General features: G+C 73.5%; 18 protein-coding genes and 1 pseudogene. 14 read left to right on the forward strand and 5 right to left on the reverse strand.

Translation table 11 applies throughout. From position 1 onward, the window contains the following. Window positions 1-429, forward strand: a pseudogene (locus VK501_RS00070) (cell division protein FtsH); the annotation flags it as partial. A 564-nt stretch (window positions 430-993) separates the two neighbouring features. After that, a complete protein-coding gene (locus tag VK501_RS00075) occupies window positions 994-1,764 on the forward strand; it encodes a YaaA family protein (protein WP_324333363.1) in 771 nt (256 codons plus the stop codon). 196 nt (window positions 1,765-1,960) lie between these two features. On the opposite strand, the gene VK501_RS00080 is transcribed toward VK501_RS00075, so the two are convergent. Then, entirely contained in the window at window positions 1,961-2,584 is a 624-nt protein-coding gene (locus VK501_RS00080) for a hypothetical protein (RefSeq protein ID WP_324333365.1), read from the reverse strand. A gap of 85 nt (window positions 2,585-2,669) precedes the next feature. On the opposite strand from VK501_RS00080, the gene folP reads away from it, so the two are divergent. Genes folP through folK form a run of 4 tightly spaced genes read left to right on the forward strand, consistent with a single transcriptional unit; the run spans window position 2,670 to window position 5,292 of the window. Next, window positions 2,670-3,485, forward strand: coding sequence for a dihydropteroate synthase (folP, locus tag VK501_RS00085; protein WP_324333367.1), 816 nt, complete (start codon window positions 2,670-2,672; stop codon window positions 3,483-3,485). After that, a complete protein-coding gene (gene folB, locus VK501_RS00090) occupies window positions 3,469-3,933 on the forward strand; it encodes a dihydroneopterin aldolase (protein ID WP_324333369.1) in 465 nt (154 codons plus the stop codon). Before folP ends, folB begins: the two co-directional genes overlap by 17 nt. Window positions 3,934-3,943: 10 nt before the next feature. Next, on the forward strand, window positions 3,944-4,768 hold the full coding sequence (locus VK501_RS00095) for a thioesterase family protein (RefSeq protein ID WP_324333370.1): 825 nt from the start codon (window positions 3,944-3,946) through the stop codon (window positions 4,766-4,768). Then, window positions 4,765-5,292, forward strand: a complete 528-nt coding sequence (gene folK / locus VK501_RS00100; protein ID WP_324333372.1) for a 2-amino-4-hydroxy-6-hydroxymethyldihydropteridine diphosphokinase — start codon at window positions 4,765-4,767, stop codon at window positions 5,290-5,292. Before VK501_RS00095 ends, folK begins: the two co-directional genes overlap by 4 nt. Here folK and VK501_RS00105 read toward each other — a convergent pair. Next, a complete protein-coding gene (locus VK501_RS00105; protein ID WP_324333374.1) occupies window positions 5,278-6,213 on the reverse strand; it encodes a cation diffusion facilitator family transporter in 936 nt (311 codons plus the stop codon). The two genes, folK and VK501_RS00105, sit on opposite strands and share 15 nt — an antisense overlap. Before the next feature lie 23 nt (window positions 6,214-6,236). Here VK501_RS00105 and VK501_RS00110 point away from each other — a divergent pair, with 23 nt between their 5' ends. Continuing rightward, complete coding sequence (locus VK501_RS00110; protein WP_324333376.1) at window positions 6,237-6,962, forward strand: class I SAM-dependent methyltransferase; 726 nt, start codon at window positions 6,237-6,239, stop codon at window positions 6,960-6,962. Window positions 6,963-7,068: 106 nt separating this feature from the next. Here VK501_RS00110 and VK501_RS00115 read toward each other — a convergent pair whose 3' ends face one another. Further along, window positions 7,069-7,662 (reverse strand): TetR/AcrR family transcriptional regulator, encoded by a 594-nt coding sequence (locus VK501_RS00115; protein WP_324333378.1) that lies wholly within the window; start codon window positions 7,660-7,662, stop codon window positions 7,069-7,071. Between the two features lie 57 nt (window positions 7,663-7,719). Here VK501_RS00115 and VK501_RS00120 point away from each other — a divergent pair, with 57 nt between their 5' ends. Then, entirely contained in the window at window positions 7,720-8,562 is an 843-nt protein-coding gene (locus VK501_RS00120; RefSeq protein ID WP_324333380.1) for an alpha/beta hydrolase, read from the forward strand. On the opposite strand, the gene VK501_RS00125 is transcribed toward VK501_RS00120, so the two are convergent. Then, window positions 8,541-9,323, reverse strand: a complete 783-nt coding sequence (locus VK501_RS00125; RefSeq protein ID WP_324333382.1) for a glutathione S-transferase N-terminal domain-containing protein — start codon at window positions 9,321-9,323, stop codon at window positions 8,541-8,543. The two genes, VK501_RS00120 and VK501_RS00125, sit on opposite strands and share 22 nt — an antisense overlap. Before the next feature lie 46 nt (window positions 9,324-9,369). On the opposite strand from VK501_RS00125, the gene VK501_RS00130 reads away from it, so the two are divergent. Further along, on the forward strand, window positions 9,370-10,149 hold the full coding sequence (locus VK501_RS00130) for a type III pantothenate kinase (RefSeq protein ID WP_324333384.1): 780 nt from the start codon (window positions 9,370-9,372) through the stop codon (window positions 10,147-10,149). Window positions 10,150-10,194: 45 nt separating this feature from the next. Here the strand turns inward: VK501_RS00130 and VK501_RS00135 are convergent, their stop codons facing one another. Next, window positions 10,195-10,554: a hypothetical protein gene (locus VK501_RS00135; protein WP_324333386.1), complete on the reverse strand. Its 360-nt coding sequence runs from the start codon at window positions 10,552-10,554 to the stop codon at window positions 10,195-10,197. Between VK501_RS00135 and VK501_RS00140 the strand changes: the two genes are divergently transcribed. The 5 genes from VK501_RS00140 to VK501_RS00160 form a co-directional block, all read left to right on the forward strand. Next, window positions 10,553-10,816: a DUF192 domain-containing protein gene (locus tag VK501_RS00140; RefSeq protein WP_324333388.1), complete on the forward strand. Its 264-nt coding sequence runs from the start codon at window positions 10,553-10,555 to the stop codon at window positions 10,814-10,816. The two genes, VK501_RS00135 and VK501_RS00140, sit on opposite strands and share 2 nt — an antisense overlap. Before the next feature lie 5 nt (window positions 10,817-10,821). After that, on the forward strand, window positions 10,822-11,826 hold the full coding sequence (locus VK501_RS00145) for a tRNA dihydrouridine synthase (protein WP_324333390.1): 1,005 nt from the start codon (window positions 10,822-10,824) through the stop codon (window positions 11,824-11,826). A 106-nt stretch (window positions 11,827-11,932) separates the two neighbouring features. Next, window positions 11,933-12,415: a transcription elongation factor GreA gene (gene greA / locus VK501_RS00150; protein ID WP_324333391.1), complete on the forward strand. Its 483-nt coding sequence runs from the start codon at window positions 11,933-11,935 to the stop codon at window positions 12,413-12,415. A gap of 10 nt (window positions 12,416-12,425) precedes the next feature. Then, window positions 12,426-13,955 (forward strand): lysine--tRNA ligase, encoded by a 1,530-nt coding sequence (lysS, locus tag VK501_RS00155; protein ID WP_324333393.1) that lies wholly within the window; start codon window positions 12,426-12,428, stop codon window positions 13,953-13,955. A 246-nt stretch (window positions 13,956-14,201) separates the two neighbouring features. After that, window positions 14,202-16,040: ATP-dependent Clp protease ATP-binding subunit (locus tag VK501_RS00160; RefSeq protein WP_324333395.1), on the forward strand; the 1,839-nt coding region annotated here is incomplete at its 3' end.

The raw sequence follows: 16,040 nt of genomic DNA on the forward strand, positions 1-16,040 counted from the left end.
CTCGGCCCGCGCGTCTTCGGCCACGACCACGGCCAGCCGTTCCTCGGCCGCGAGTTCTCCTCCGAGCCCGACTACTCGGACGAGATCGCCCGCGAGATCGACGACGAGATCCGCCGCATCGTCGAGTCCGCGCACCAGCGCGCCCGCGACATCCTCGGCGAGCACCGCGAGTCGCTGACGACCATCAGCGAGGTCCTCCTCAAGCGGGAGACCATCGAGAAGGAAGAGTTCCTGGCGCTGCTCGACGGCAAGTCCGAGCAGGACGTCTTCGGCCCGGACGACGTTCCGGAGGAGACGCCGCCCGGCACGCCCGCCTCGACCGGCCGCGAGGGCCGCGAGGCCCCGCGCCCGCTCCCACGCCCCGGCCTGGCCGGCGGCGGCGTCGAGGCCCGCGGCCTCGACGCACCCGAGAAGCCGAACCTGGCGTAGCGCGCGGGCTGCAAGCCCGCGTCCGTGTCCGCGTCCGCGCAGCACCGCACGTCGAGGGACGATTCGATCTCGTTGTACGAGATCGAGTCGTCCCTCGACGCCGTTGGCGGGTGGGAGGGACGGTCGGGGGCGGCGTTCCGCTCGGGCGTGGTCGGGGCGCTTGCGTGCTCGGTTGGCGATGACGACCGAGAGCCGGGAGGGCTCGGGCGCTCGGGGTCGCCCGCCGGCCGCCGCGGGAGGGTGGGCCTGTTGAGCGCGGTGTGGCCGCGCTGAACGGGGCCACCGGACTGGTCGGTGTCGCCGGGTGGCGGGGTGGGCCTGTTGGACGCGGTGCGGTCGCGGTGAACAGGCCCACCCGTGCCCCCGCGGCCGGCGGATACCGGCCCCGCCCGCGCCTGCGCGAACCTCCGTCGTCACTGCCCGCCTCGGCGTGTGCCGCGCCCGAGCGCCGGCGCTGGGCGAGACCACCCATCGAGGGACGACTCAACCGCGCATACCGCGGTTGAGTCGTCCCTCGACGCCCGCGGCGGGGCCCGCACTCGCGGTTCACTAGCCTGCGCCGCCGTGCTCGTCCTCCTGCCGCCCTCCGAGGGCAAGCGCGCTGCCGAGGCCGGCGCTCCCGTCGACCTCGACGCGCTGACGTTCCCGGCCCTCGCCCCGGCCCGGACCAAGGCGCTCGCCGCGCTCCTGAAGCTGGCGCGCGGGCAGCGCAAGCGGGCGATCGCGATGCTCGGGATCACGGCGGCGCAGGCCGGCGAGGTCGACCGCGACGCGGTGCTGGACACCGCGCCGGCGGCCCCGGCGGGCGAGGTCTACACCGGCGTGCTCTTCCAGCACCTGGACCTCGCGACGCTCCCGGCCGACGCGCTGGAGCGCGCTCGCGAGCAGGTGCTGGTCGCCAGCGCGCTGTGGGGCGTCGTCGCGCTCGACGACCGGATCCCCGCCTACCGGCTGTCGATGGGCGCGCGGCTGCCGGCGCTGACCCGGGGCGGGCTGGCCGCGTGGTGGCGTCCGCGCCTGACCGCCGCGCTCCCCGACGAGCCCGGCTCGCTCGCGGTCGACCTGCGGTCGGGCTCCTACGCCGCGGCGTGGCGCCCCTCGGCGGCCACCACTGTCGAGGTCAAGGCCTGCACCGCCGACGGGCGCCCGATCTCCCACATGGCCAAGGCCGTGCGTGGGACGGTGGCGCGGCGGGTGCTCGAGGCGGGGCGCCCGCCGGCGACCCCAGCCGAGGTGGCCGACCTGGCCGGCGGCGACGGCGCCGGGCGCGTCGAGCTGCACGAGCCGGCGCGCCCCAGCGGCGCGTGGACGGTGCTGGTCTTCGCCGTGGAGTGAGCGGCGGGGCCGCTAGGGGAACACTGGCCCAGAGGGCCAGGTTCCCTTGCGGGTCTTCGCCCAGGGGGCGAAACCCGCGGCGGGGTAGGGACCCACGCGCCTAGGGGTGCCGTAGGCGGCCAGCGAGGCCGAGGCCCACGACGGCCAGCCGTCGCCGCCGAAGGTGGGTCCCCAGTCGCGATAGCGACACAGTCTCCTACCCCAAGACCGGCGGGCAGACCCGGTCGAGCAGGTCGACCATCGAGGCCAGCTCGTAGTCGCGCAGGTCGCCCTCGCGGGCGGCGAGCTCGGCGACGGCCTTGGGGCCGGCGACCAGGACGCCCTCGACCTCCAGCGCCCGCAGCCGCTCGGGGCCGCCCTCGCCGGTGAGGCAGAGCGCCCCCAGGACGGGCGCGTAGTCGTCGATCAGCCGCCGGATGACGGCGACGCGCTCGCGCACGGGCGCGACCAGCGCCGTGCGGTCGGCGGCCGTGCCGTCGCGCAGCAGCACCGCGTGGGCGCCGAACATGCCGCGCAGGCACTCGACCTGCAGCGGCTCGATCAGCTCCGCGGCGCCGGCGACGACCGTCACGCCGCCCGGCCCGACCGCCATGTGCTCGAGCAGCAGCGCGCCCGGCAGCAGGCGATCATCGAGCATGACGACCGGCAGGTGGCGCAGCCGGCGCTGCAGCGCGCGGGCGAGATCGCGGTCGTCCTCGGCCTGGGGGCCGTGCACGAGCAGCACGCGGTCCAGGCCCCAGCGGGCACCGGCCCGCTGCACGGCGGTGGGCCGATCGCCGGCCCGATCCCCCGCGACTCGATGGTGAGCATGCCTGTCCATGTCTGCCTCCTCGGCGCCATCCCCCGAAAGGGTGAGCCATCGGGCACGGACCTGGACGGGTCGGCCGCGAAGTACGATCGCCTCCGTGGCCCTGCCCTTCGAGATCATGGGCGTCGTCAACGTCACGCCGGACTCCTTCCCCGACGGCGGCGAGTGGTTCGAGCACGACGCCGCGGTGGCCCACGGCCTGGAGCTGGCGGCCGAGGGCGCGATGATCCTCGACATCGGCGGAGAGTCGACGCGCCCGCACGCGCTGCCGGTGCCCGAGGAGGAGGAGCGGCTGCGCACCGAGCCGGTCGTCCGCGTGCTGGCGCGCTCCGGCGCGACCGTCTCGATCGACACGACCAAGCTCGCCGTCGCCGAGGCGGCGCTGGACGCCGGCGCGCGCTACGTCAACGACGTCACGGCCTTCCGCACCGAGCCCGACATGGCCGGCCTCGTCGCCGACCGCGGGGCGCGGTGCTGCCTGATGCACATGCTCGGCGACCCGCGCACGATGCAGGAGAACCCGCGCTACGACGACGTGGTCGACGACGTCAAGGCGTTTTTGACCGAGCGCGCGGAGTTCGCCGTCAAGGAGGGCGTGCGGGAGGACCGCATCGACGTCGACCCCGGCATCGGCTTCGGCAAGACGCTGGCCCACAACCTGCAGCTGCTGCGCCGCACCGACGAGATCGTCGCGCTCGGCTTCCGCGTGCTGATCGGCGTCTCGCGCAAGTCGTTCATCCACCGCCTGGCCGACGTCCCCGATCCGCACGCGCGCGTGCCGGGGACGATCGCCGCGAACGTGCTCGCGCTCGAGCGCGGGGCGCGCGTGTTCCGGGTCCACGACGTGGCCGAGGCGCACCAGGGGCTCACGGTCGCTGCTGCTACGTTGGACCTCGATGGCGCCCGACAGTGAGCCCGACGACGACCTCGAGCCCGACGAGGTCGAGGACGACCCGGACTTCGAGGAGGACGGGGGCGACCAGACGGAGGTGACCATCGAGGTCCGTGGCCTGTCGCTGTACACGCACCACGGCGTGACCGCGGCCGAGCGCGAGGTCGGCCAGCGGCTGGTGCTCGACATCCGCCTCGAGGTGGGCGACTGCGACGCGACCGTCACCGACATGGTCGAGGACACCGTCGACTACGGCGAGGTCTGCAACACGGTCTCGCTCGTGGCCCAGCAGCGGTCCTACAAGACGCTCGAGCGCTTGTGCTCCGCGGTGGCCGACCGCCTGCTGGACGAGTACTCGGCCGACGAGGTCTGGGTCAAGGCGGCCAAGCCCGAGCCGCCGATCCCGCTGTCGGTCGACGAGGTGAGCGTCGAGGTCTGGCGCCAGCGCGGCGGCGACGACGAGGACTGACCGCCGCCTCGTGGCCGTCACGCCGTCCATCGCCGACTTCGATCGGGACACCGCCGTGGCGCCCGCCGGCGACGGCGTGTGGAGCGCGACCGTCTCCGACCAGTGGGCGGTCCCGCGCGGGCCCAACGGCGGCTACATCGCCGCGCTGGTCCTGCGGGCGATGGAGGCGCAGGTCGCCGATCCCGCGCGCGCGCCGCGCTCGCTCACGCTGCACTACCTGCGCCCTCCGGCGCCCGGCCCGTGCGAGCTGCACATCATCGTCGAGCGCGCCGGCCGGACGCTGACGTCGCTCGGCGCGCGGATGGTCCAGGAGGACCGCACGATGGTCGTCGCGCTGGGCGCCTTCGCCGCCGACTTCCCGACGGTCGCCGACTACGCGACGCCGGCGCCGGCCGTGGGGCCGCCGCCCGCCGCGCTGCACACCGTGCCCGACGGGCCTGGCGTGCCGCCGATCGCGCGCCGCACCGCCATGGCGCCCGTGTTCGGGCCCGGGCCGATGAGCGGCGGAGACGAGGCGCTGGTCGGCGGCTGGCTGCGCCTGGCCCAGCCGCGGATCGCCGACGCCGCCGCGCTGGCGTTCTACTGCGACGCCTGGCTGCCGGCGCCCTTCGCGCGGCTGACCGTCCCGGCGCCCGCGCCGACCGTCGACCTCACGATCCACTTCCGCACGCGGCTGCCGCACCCGGACATGGCGCCCGGCGACCCCGTGCTCGCCCGCTTCTCCTCCACGACCTCGCACGGCGGGTTCTTCGAGGAGGACGGCGAGATCTGGGCGCCCGACGGCACGCTGCTGGCCCAGAGCCGCCAGCTCGCGCTCCTGTTCCCGGGCGGGTGACCACGGTGCGGGTCCACCTGGGCCTGGGCTCCAACCTCGGCGACCGCCGCGCGATGCTGCAGGCCGCGGTCGACGGGCTGGCGGCACGCGCCGTGACGGTCGTGGCGTCCTCGTCGACCTACGAGACCGATCCGGTCGGCGAGGTCCTCGACCAGCCGGCGTTCCTCAACGCGTGCGTCGCCGCGGAGACCGCGATCGAGGACCCCGAGGCGCTGCTGGACGCGATCAAGGACGTCGAGCGGGACCTGGGGCGCACGACGTCGGGACCGGAGTACGTGCGCCACGGCCCCCGGGGGATCGACGTCGACGTGCTGCTGGCCGGCGACCTCGCGTACCGGTCCGCGCGCCTGAGCATCCCGCACGCGGCGCTGCTGGAGCGGCGCTTCGTCCTCATCCCGCTGCTGGAGCTCGACTTCGACCTGGCGACGCCCGACGGCGTGCGCCTGGCCGACGCGCTGGCCGCGCTGCCGGTCACCGAGGGCGTGCGGCGCGCGGGCGCGCCGCTGGCGCTACCGGTGCGCTGAGCGCGGCGGCAGCTCGAGCTGGACCAGGTCGCCGCCCTGGTGGTCCATCTGCAGCGTGGTGTGCTCGATCCCGAATCGCTTGCCGAGCATCGCCTGCAGGGTCGCGCGGGCGTGGTGGCAGTCGCACTCGCGGCTGACCACGACGTGGGCGGCCAGGGCCGGGAACCCGGACGAGACCTCCCAGACGTGGAGATCGTGGACCTCGACGACGCCGTCGGCGGCCGCCAGAGCGTTGCCGATCTCCTGGACGTCCATGCCGCGCGGCGCGGCCTCCAGGAAGATGCGGCCCGACTCGCGCAGGAGCCCGTATGAGGCGTACAACATGATCGCGGCGACGAGCAGCGCGGCGATGCCGTCCGCCTCGCGGAAGCCCGTGAGCAGGACGACGGCGCCGGCGATCGCGGTCGCGATGAACGCGGCCAGGTCGGTCAGGAGGTGCTGGTAGGCGCCCTCGACGTTCAGCGACGACCGGTTGGCGCGCGCGAGCACCCACGTCGCCACGAGGTTGACGGCGACGCCGAGCAGGGCGACGACCAGCACCGGACCGCCCTCGACGTCGGGCGGGTCGATCACGCGCCGGACGCCCTCGACGACGATCAGCAGGCCGAGCACGAGCAGGGTCGCGCCGTTGAACTGGGCCGAGAGGATCTCCGCGCGCCGCAGCCCGAAGGTGAAGGCGCCGCGCGCCGGGCGGCGCGCCAGGTTGATCGCCACCAGCGCGAGGGCGATCGCGGCCGCGTCGGTGAGCATGTGCGCCGCGTCGGAGAGCAGCGCCAGCGACGAGGCGGCGATGCCGACCGCGACCTCGACCAGCATGAAGCCGAGGATGAGCGCGAGCGCGATCGCGAGCCTGCCGCGATCGGCGTCGGCCGAGATCGCGTGGTCGTGCCCGCCGTGCCGGTGATCGTGGCCGTGTCCCACGCATTGAAGGCTACGCTGCGCCGATGGCCTCCGCCTCCTTCCGCGCGCACGCGGCCGTGCCCTTCATGAACCCGCTGAGCGAGGCCGACGTGGACGGCGCGATCGCCGCGCTGGCGCTCCCGCCCGGCGCGCGGGTGCTCGACACCGGCTGCGGCGCCGGACAGCTCCTGCTGCGGGTCCTGGAGGCCCATCCGGAGGCGACGGGCGTCGGGGTCGACCCCGACGCCGACAGCCTCGCCCGGGCGCGCGCGGACGCGGAGGCGCGGGTCCCGGGCCGCGCGCCGGAGCTGATCGAGGCGCCGGCGCAGGACGCCGGGCTCCCGCCCGGAAGCTTCGACCTGGTGGTCAACGTCGCGGCGTCGCACGCCCACGGCGGCTTCCCGGATGCGCTGGACGAGCTGGCCGCGCTGGCGCGTCCCGGCGGCGGGCTGGTGCTGCTCGGCGAGGGCTACTGGATGCGGGAGCCGTCGGACGCGTTCCTCGCGGCGCTGGGCGGCGCGACCGCCGACGAGCTGCCCCTGGGCCTCGACGCGCTGATCGCCGCCGCGCGCGCCGCGGGCCTGGAGCCGCTGGCGGTCGCCGAGGCGACCGAGGCCGACTGGGCCGCCTACGAGGAGGGCCTGGCCGCGGAGGCCGAGCGCTACGAGGACGAGGACGCCCGCGCCTACGCGCGCCGCATCCGCGAGCGCCGGGCCCTGCCCGGCGGCGCCAGCACGTTCGGCTTCGCGCTGCTGACGCTGCGCCGGTAGGAGACGGTGTCGCTATCGCGACTGGGGACCCACCTTCGGCGGCGACGGCTGGCCGTCGTGGGCCTCGGCCTCGCTGGCCGCCTACGGCACCCCTAGCCTTCGCGGCTCACGGCGCCAGGCCGTCGAGGAGCCGGTCCAGGATGGCCTGGACCTCGCTGCGGGCGCCGTCGCGGTCGGCGGCGCGCGCGACGTACATCGCGCCCTCGTCGAGCGCGCCGATCAGCAGGTGGGCCAGCGGCGTGACGGGCTGGGGCGCGATCGCGCCCGCGTCCATCCCGGCCTGCAGCACGCCGGCGACGAGGCCCAGCCCGTGGCGCAGCCCGATCGCGCGCCAGCGCTCCCACCCGAGGACCGCCGGCGCGTCGAGCAGCGCGATGCGCTCGAACTCCGGCTCGGTGCAGACCTCGAGGAACCGCCGGCTGCCGGCGCGCAGGGCGCTGAGCGGATCGTTCGCGGCGGCGTCGAGCGCGCCCTCCGCGACCCGCCGGGTCGCCTCGCCCTCGACCTCCTCGAAGACCGCCTCGAAGAGCGCCTCCTTGTCGCGAAACTGGTGGTACAGCGCGCCGCGGGTCACGCCCGCTGCGCGGACGATCTCCTCCGTGCCCACGGCGGCGTAGCCGCGTGCGGCGAAGAGCGTGCGGCCGGCGCCCACGAGCCGGTCGCGGGTGGCCTTCGAGCGTTGTGCGTGCTTGCTTTCCATACAGCTTGTATGTAACTTGCGTACAGCCTGTACGCAATCTACACCGGAGCGCCCACGATGCCTGAGCTGAGCCTGCCGCAGGGAACCATCCGCTATCGCGAGGACGGCAGCGGACCGCCCATCGTCTTCGTCCACGGCGCGCTGGTCGACGGCCGGCTCTGGGAGCCCGTCGTCGCGCGCCTGCGCGACCGCTTCCGCTGCATCGTCCCGGACCTCCCGCTCGGCTCGCACGAGGTGCCGCTGCGCGAGGACGCCGACCTCTCCCCGCAGGGGCTGGCCGCGATCGTGGCCGGCGTGCTCGACGCGCTCGCGCTCGACGACGTCACGCTCGTGGGCAACGACACCGGCGGCGGGCTCTGCCAGCTCGTGGCCGTCGACCACCCCGAGCGCGTGGGGCGCCTCGTGCTCACCGACTGCGACGCGTTCGAGAACTTCCCGCCCAAGGCGTTCCGGCCGCTGGTCGCCGCGGCCAAGGCGCCCGGCGCGCTCCGGGCGCTGCTGGTGTCGATGCGGGTGCCGGCCGCGCGGCGCCTGCCGCTGGCCTACGGCTGGCTGCTCAAGCGCCCGATCCCGCGCGACGTCATGGACGGCTGGACGCTGCGCGCGCTGGACGACCCGGGCGTGATGCGCGACCTGCGCAAGGCGCTCAGCGGCCTGAAGCCGACCACGTTGACCGACAACACGCCGAAGTTGGTGGACTTCGAGAAGCCCGTGCTGCTGGCCTGGGCGCGCGAGGACAAGTTCTTCCCCGTCGAGCACGCCCATCGCCTCGCGGCGATCTTCCCCGACGCCCGCGTGGAGGAGATCGCCGACTCCTACACCTTCGTCAGCTGGGACCAGCCCGACCGCGTGGCCGAGCTGGTCGGGGCGTTCGCGCCTCAGCCGGTGGGCGCGGCCTGACCCTCGGGGGCCGCAGCGGGCGCGCCGGAGGCGTCCGCCCGGTCCATGGGCAGCGCGCCCTCCGGCACCGAGGCGGCCATCGGCGCCAGCCACCGCGACATGTAGGCCTCGGCGGGGCGCCCGGCGATCAGCGGGCGCAGGTCGCGCAGCGCCCACAGCAGCCGCAGCGTCGGCGCGATCTGCAGGTCGGCAGCGTTGGGCCGCTCGCCGTTGAGCACGCCGGCCGCGATGAGCCCGTCGATGCGGTCCAGCATGCCGGGCAGCTCGGCGATCGCCGTCCGCGTCGCGGCGTCGGAGACGTCGTTGAGGCGCCGCTCGACCGGCAGGATCACCTTCGCTGCCGCGAGCACCACCGGCATCGGCAGCTTCGGGCTGCGCTGGCCGTCCTGGAAGGCATGCATCGCCCGCGGGTACACGCCGAACGCGGTCCACAGCAGGCTGCGCGGGACGGGCTGGAAGACCTCGTCGCCCCAGCGCTCGGCCTCCTCGATGGCCGCCGCGCCGGCGGCGCCGTCGTAGAGCGGCGGGTTCGGGACGCGGCGCTCGAGCGCGCGCAGGATGGCGCGCGATCCCTGGACCTTCTCGCCGTCCTCGAAGCGGATGCCGGGCACCGTGCGCCCGCCGAACATCGGCTTCATGACCAGCGGCTGCATCGCGGCGGGGATCTCGACGCGGCGGAACGGGACGCCCTTGAGCTCCAGGGCCTGCTCCGCGGTGGCGCAGGGGTGGGAGCCGTGGACGACGAAGAGGCGTGCGGGCATCGGCCGAGCCTAACCGCACAGCGTCCCCGGGCGCGAGACTGCTGGCATGATGCGCGGCCAGATGCTCCTGGTCGTCGACGTCGGCAACACCCAGACCCACTTCGGGACCTTCCGCGGCGACGAGCTGGTCGAGCACTGGCGCTTCGCCACCGTTCGCACCTCCACGTCGGACGAGCTGGGCGCCGCGCTGCGCAACCTGCTCGAGCTGCGCGGCGTCGGCCTCGCGGACCTCACCGCGTCGATCGTCTCGTCGACGGTGCCCCAGCTCGAGCCCGAGTGGCTGGCGATGGCCGAGCACTACCTCGGTCACCGCATGCTGGCCGTCGGACCCGGCATCCGCACCGGCATGCCGATCAAGATCGACAACCCGCGCGAGCTGGGCGCCGACCGGCTCGTCAACGCGGTGGCGGCCTTCGAGCGCCTGGGCGGACCGTGCATCTCGGTGGACTTCGGCACCGCGGTCAACTTCGACGTGGTCTCCGCCCAGGGCGAGTACGTCGGCGGCGTGCTGATGCCGGGCGTCGAGATCTCGCTCGACGCCCTCACCAGCCGCGGGGCGAAGCTGCCGCGGATCGACCTCGTCGCGCCGCGCCGCGCGATCGGCAAGGGCACGGTCGACGCGATCCGCTCCGGCGTGGTGTTCGGCTTCGCCGCGGCGGTCGACGGGCTGGTCTCGCGCATCCAGGAGGAGCTGGGGGAGGAGGCGTCGACCATCGCCACCGGCGGGCTGGCGGGCGTCGTCGTGCCGCACGCCCACAGCATCGACGCGCTCGACGACCTCCTGACGCTCAAGGGCCTGAAGCTGCTGCACGAGCGGAACGCTTAGAGGCAGGCGGAAGAGCGCAGACGGCGCGAGCGAGCCCCTGGGCGTTCAGCTGCGCCGCGCACCGAAATCAGGGCGCAGCCGCGCACCGTCGTAGCCCGAGACCTCGCGCTCGCCGCAGAGGAGCTGGGCGACGGTCGCCAGCGCCGCGGGAGCGTCCTCGTGCTCCTCGTGCAGCGTGGCGCAGCCGACGACGATCCCGCCCGCCGCGGCCTGCGCCCAGACCGACGAGGAGATCTCCCGCGCGTGGGCGAGGACGACCTCCACGCCGTCGTCGCGCACCGACGCCTTGGTCATCGCGGCGTCGAGCAGCGGGGGCGCCAGCGCGTCGAGCAGCGCGGACAGCCCGGCGAAGAGCTCCCGGGGAAGGGGGGCGAGTTCCGGTGGCTCGTCGCCTAAGAGGGACATGGACCTGCCGATCATCCTCGCCGACACGCCGCGCCGTCGCCTGCGCGGCCTCCTGGGCCTGCGCCAGCCGCCGCAGCACGCGCTGCTGCTCGATCCCTGCCGCAGCGTGCACACGTTCGGCATGCGGTTCGCGCTGGACCTCCACTGGCTCGACGCCGACGGGGCGCCGGTGCGGGTCGACCGGGCCGTGCCGCCGGGCCGTGTGCGCGTCTGCCGCCGTGCCCGCGCGGTCGTCGAGGTCCCCACCGGGGCCCTATCCTGAGCCCCGTGCCGCTGCCCGCTTTGACCGACCCCTGGGAGCTCGCGGGCCTCCGCGTGCCCAACCGGGTGCTGCTCGCGCCGCTGGCCGGCATCGGCAACTGGTTCGTGCGCCTGCAGGCGGCCCGCCACGGCGCGGGGATGGCCTACAGCGAGATGGTCTCGAGCTTCGCCATCCACTACGGCAACGAGAAGACGCTCACCGAGCTGCTGCGCGTGCATCGGGACGAGGCCCCGCCCGCCCTGACCGCCCTACAGCTGTTCGGACAGGACCCCGACGTGATGCGCAGCGCCGCCGCCTACGTCGCCGAGCACGTTCCGGAGGTCAGCGTCATCGACCTCAACATGGGTTGCCCCGTGCCCAAGGTCTGCAAGACCGGCGCGGGCGCGGCGCTGCTCAAGGATCCAGATACGGCCGTCGCGGTCGCCCGCGCGGCCGGCGAGGGCAGCGGCAAGCCGGTCACGGTCAAGCTCCGGTCGGGCTCGGTGCCCGGCGACACCAGCGGCGTCGCGCTGGCGCATCGCCTGGTCGAGGAGGCCGGCGTCGCGGCGATCACGTTCCACCCGCGCTCGGCCAAGGTCCAGCACCGTGGCGTGCCCGACTACGACCTGGCGGCCGAGCTCGTGCGCACGCTCCCCGCCCCGGTGATCCTCACCGGCGGGCTCCACACCGTGCGGGACGTCCAGGACGCCTACGAGCGCACCGGCGCGGCCGCCGTCATGCTCGCCCGCGGGTCGCTGGGCAACCCGTGGCTCTTCGAGCAACTGCTGGGCCGGCGCTCCGAGGCGCCGACCGCCGACGAGATCCTCGCCGAGTGGCGCTGGGTGATGGACCGCGCCGAGGAGCACCTCGGGCCCGATCGGGCCGGCCGCTACCTGCGCAAGTTCCACCCCTGGTACGTCGACCGCCTGGGCGGCGGCCAGCAGCTGCACACCGAGCTGCAGCAGACCGCGACGGTCGCCGAGGCCCGCGCGGTCCTGGACACGCTGCAAGCTGCGACGGCCGCGGCCTAGCCCGGTCCCGGCGGCGGTTTCGCCGCCGCTATACTGCCGCGCTCGCCGGGCCCGGGGAGCCGCAGCATGTAGGTCCCGGGACCGGACCGCGCGACCCCCCCTCCGTATGCCCCGAGACGTCATCCTCACGCCCGAAGGCCTCGTCAAGCTCAAGGACGAGCTGGCCCACCTCCAGACCGACCGCCGTCGGCAGGTCGCCGACCGCATCAAGGAAGCGCGTGAGTTCGGCGACATCTCCGAGAACTCGGAGTACGACGACGCCAAGAACGAGCAGGCGATGCTCGAGGCGAAGATCGCCCAGCTCGAGGAGCGCGTCCGCAGCGCCACGGTCGTCAACCCCGAGGACCTCTCCAGCGACGTCGTCGGCGTCGGCTCGACCGTCCACGTCAAGGACGAGAAGACCGGCAAGTCGCAGAAGTTCACGATCGTCGGGTCCGCCGAGGTCCAGCCGGGCGAGAACAAGATCTCCAACGAGTCGCCCGTCGGCCGCGCCGTGCTCGGGCACAAGCGCAACGACACGGTCTCCGTCCAGGTCCCCAAGGGCCCGGCGCGGAAGCTCAAGATCACCAAGATCGACGTCGGCCTCTAAGGTCGTCCACATGAGCGATGAGCCCCGCCCCGTGCCCGGGAGCGAGCCCCTGGGCGAGCTGCCGGACGACTCGGCGAGCGCTCTGGGCGAGTCCGAGTCCCAGCTCCTCGCCGTCCGGCGCGCCAAGCTCGACCAGCTGCGCGCCGACGGGATCGATCCGTTCCCGCCGTCGTTTGCCGGCGTCACGCCCGCCGCGGAGATCCGCGCCGCCCACGAGGGGCTCGAGGCCGGGGAGGAGACCGACCACGCCTACCGCGTCGCCGGCCGGCTCACCCAGCGCCGCGGTCAGGGCAAGATGGCCTTCCTCGACCTCGTCGACCGCTCCGGCCGGATGCAGCTGCAGGCGCGCCTGGACGTCCTCGGGCCGGAGAAGATGGACCGCCTGCTGCACCAGGTCGACCTCGGCGACATCGTCGGGATCGACGGCACGGTCTTCGTCACCCGCCGGGGCGAGCTCAGCCTGCGCATCGACGACTACACGGTGCTCGCCAAGGCGCTGCGCCCGCCGCCCGACGCGCACCACGGGCTGCGCGACGTCGAGACGCGCTTTCGCCGGCGCGAGCTCGACCTCATGGCCAACGAGGAGGCGCGCGAGCTGTTCACCACCCGCGCCCGGATCGTCTCCGCCGTCCGCCGCTTCCTCGACGAGCGCGGCTTCATCGAGGTCGAGACGCCCGTCCTGCAGCCGCTCTACGGCGGCGCGGCGGCCCGGCCGTTCACCACCCACTTCAACGCGCTGGACCGCGACCTGTTCCTGCGGATCGCGACCGAGCTGTACCTCAAGCGCCTGATCGTCGGCGGCCTGGAGCGGGTCTACGAGCTGGGCAAGGACTTCCGCAACGAGGGCATCTCCTACAAGCACAACCCCGAGTTCACGATGGTCGAGTGGTACGAGGCCTACGCGGACTACGAGGACATCATGCGCCGCGTCGAGGAGCTGCTGCCGCTGGTCGCCGAGGCGGCCGAATACGACGGCGAGATCGACTTCGCCGGCCCGTACCGCCGCGTCGGCCTGATCGACGTCATCCGCGAGGCGACCGGCATCGACGTCATGGCCCACGCGACGGGCGCCGCGCTCGCCGGGGCCGTCGAGGCCGCCGGGATCGACATGCCGACCGAGGGCCTGGAGTGGCCCGCGCTGGTCGACGACCTGTTCTCCAAGAAGGTCGAGCCGACGCTCATCCAGCCGACCTTCGTCGTCGACTACCCCAAGGCGCTGTCGCCGTTCGCCAAGGACCACCGCGACAAGCCCGGCCTGGTCGAGCGCTTCGAGGTCTTCGCCAACGGCATGGAGGTCGGCAACGCCTTCACCGAGCTCAACGACCCCGACGAGCAGCGGGCGCGGTTCGAGGCGCAGGCCCGGCTCGCCGAGGCCGGCGACGAGGAGACCCAGCCCTACGACGAGGCGTTCGTCCAGGCGCTCGAGCACGGGATGCCGCCGACCGGCGGGATCGGTATCGGGATCGACCGATTGGTCCTCCTGATGACCGGGCGCCATTCCATCCGCGAGATTGTCCTCTTCCCGGCGATGAGGGACTGAATCCGGCTCTGTCGCAGGGTGTTCGAGGCCCGGAGGGGTCGAGTGGGGCCTGCGGTAAACTGCCCTATGCCCGTCGACTGGACCCGCTCCACTCATCCTCTCGGCCCTTGCGGTCGAATAGGTGGGTAGACCGGGTAGTTCGGTGACCTCCAGCACCGTTTCGACACCAGCGGCGATTCCCATTCGGACCACCTCCTCGACCGACCTTTCAGCGATCCCACCGCAGTAGGAAGGACGTTCCCCAAGATGTTCGAGCGATTCACAGAGCGTGCCCGCCAGGTGGTCGTTCTCGCGCAGGAAGAGGCGCGAACGCTCAAGCACAACTACATCGGCACCGAGCACATCCTGCTCGGACTGCTGCGTGAGGAGGAGGGGCTGGCGGCACGTGTCCTCGAGTCCCTCGACATCACCGTCGAGCGCGTCCGCGCTCAGGTGGTGCGGATCGTGGGCTCAGGCGAGGAAGTCACCTCCGGCCAGATCCCCTTCACGCCGCGCGCCAAGAAGGTGTTGGAGCTCGCACTCCGCGAGGCCCTGAGCCTCGGCCACAACTACATCGGCACCGAGCACATCCTGCTCGGCCTGGTCCGGGAGAACGAGGGCGTCGCCGCCCGCATCCTCCTCGACTTCGACGCCGACTCCGAGAAGATCCGCAACGAGGTCATCCGGATGCTGTCCGGCCCGGGCGGTCGCCGTCAGGGCGGCCAGGGCGCCGGCGCGCAGGGCAGCGCCGCTGCCGGCACCGGCGAGGGCAAGAAGTCCTCGAAGCTGCTGGACCAGTTCGGGCGCAACCTCACCAAGCTCGCTTCCGACGGGAAGCTCGATCCCGTGGTCGGCCGCGAGAACGAGATCGAGCGGATCATGCAGATCCTCTCGCGCCGCACCAAGAACAACCCCGTGCTGATCGGCGAGCCGGGCGTCGGCAAGACGGCCGTCGTCGAGGGCCTCGCCCAGCGCATCACGAACGCCGACGTGCCCGAGCTGCTCAAGGGCAAGCAGATCTACACGCTGGATCTGGCGGCCCTGGTCGCCGGCTCGAAGTACCGCGGCGAGTTCGAGGAGCGCCTCAAGAAGGTGATGAAGGAGATCACCCAGCGCGGCGACATCATCCTGTTCATCGACGAGATCCACAACCTCGTCGGTGCCGGCGCGGCCGAGGGCGCGATCGACGCGGCCTCGATCCTCAAGCCGGCGCTCGCCCGTGGCGAGCTGCAGACGATCGGCGCGACGACGCTCGACGAGTACCGCAAGTACCTCGAGCGCGACTCCGCCCTGGAGCGGCGCTTCCAGCAGATCCGGGTCGAGCAGCCCTCGCCCGAGGAGACCGTGCAGATCCTGAAGGGCCTGCGCGACCGCTACGAGCAGCACCACAAGGTCGAGATCACCGACGAGGCCCTCGAGGCCGCGGCGGAGCTCGCCGACCGCTACATCTCCGACCGGCAGCTGCCGGACAAGGCGATCGACCTCATCGACGAGGCCGCCTCGCGCATGCGCATCAAGTCGATGACCTCGCCCCCGGTCTACCGGGAGCTCGAAGAGGAGATCGAGGAGACGCGGCGCGCCAAGGAGGCCTCGATCGAGGCGCAGGAGTTCGAGAAGGCGGCCAACCTCCGCGACAAGGAGCGGCGGCTGACGAACAAGAAGCGCGAGCTCGAGGAGCAGTGGGAGGCCGGCGAGGCCGAGGGCGCCGAGCGTCCGGCCATCGGCGAGGAGGAGATCGCCGACATCGTCTCGATGTGGACCGGCATCCCGGTGTTCAAGCTCACCGAGGCCGAGACGCAGAAGCTGATGCGCATGGAGGACGAGCTCCACAAGCGCGTCATCGGGCAGCACGCCGCCGTCGAGGTCATCTCGAAGGCGATCCGCCGGTCGCGCGCCGGACTGAAGGACCCGAAGCGGCCCACGGGCTCGTTCGTGTTCCTCGGCCCGTCGGGCGTGGGCAAGACGGAGCTGGCCCGCACGCTCGCCGAGTTCCTGTTCGGCGACGAGGACTCGATGATCCGCATCGACATGTCCGAGTACATGGAGAAGCACGCGGTGTCGCGCCTCGTCGGGTCGCCCCCCGGCTACATCGGCTACGACGAGGGC

It is taken from the genome of Baekduia sp., assembly GCF_035318805.1.
In the GTDB taxonomy this organism is placed as follows: domain Bacteria; phylum Actinomycetota; class Thermoleophilia; order Solirubrobacterales; family Solirubrobacteraceae; genus Baekduia.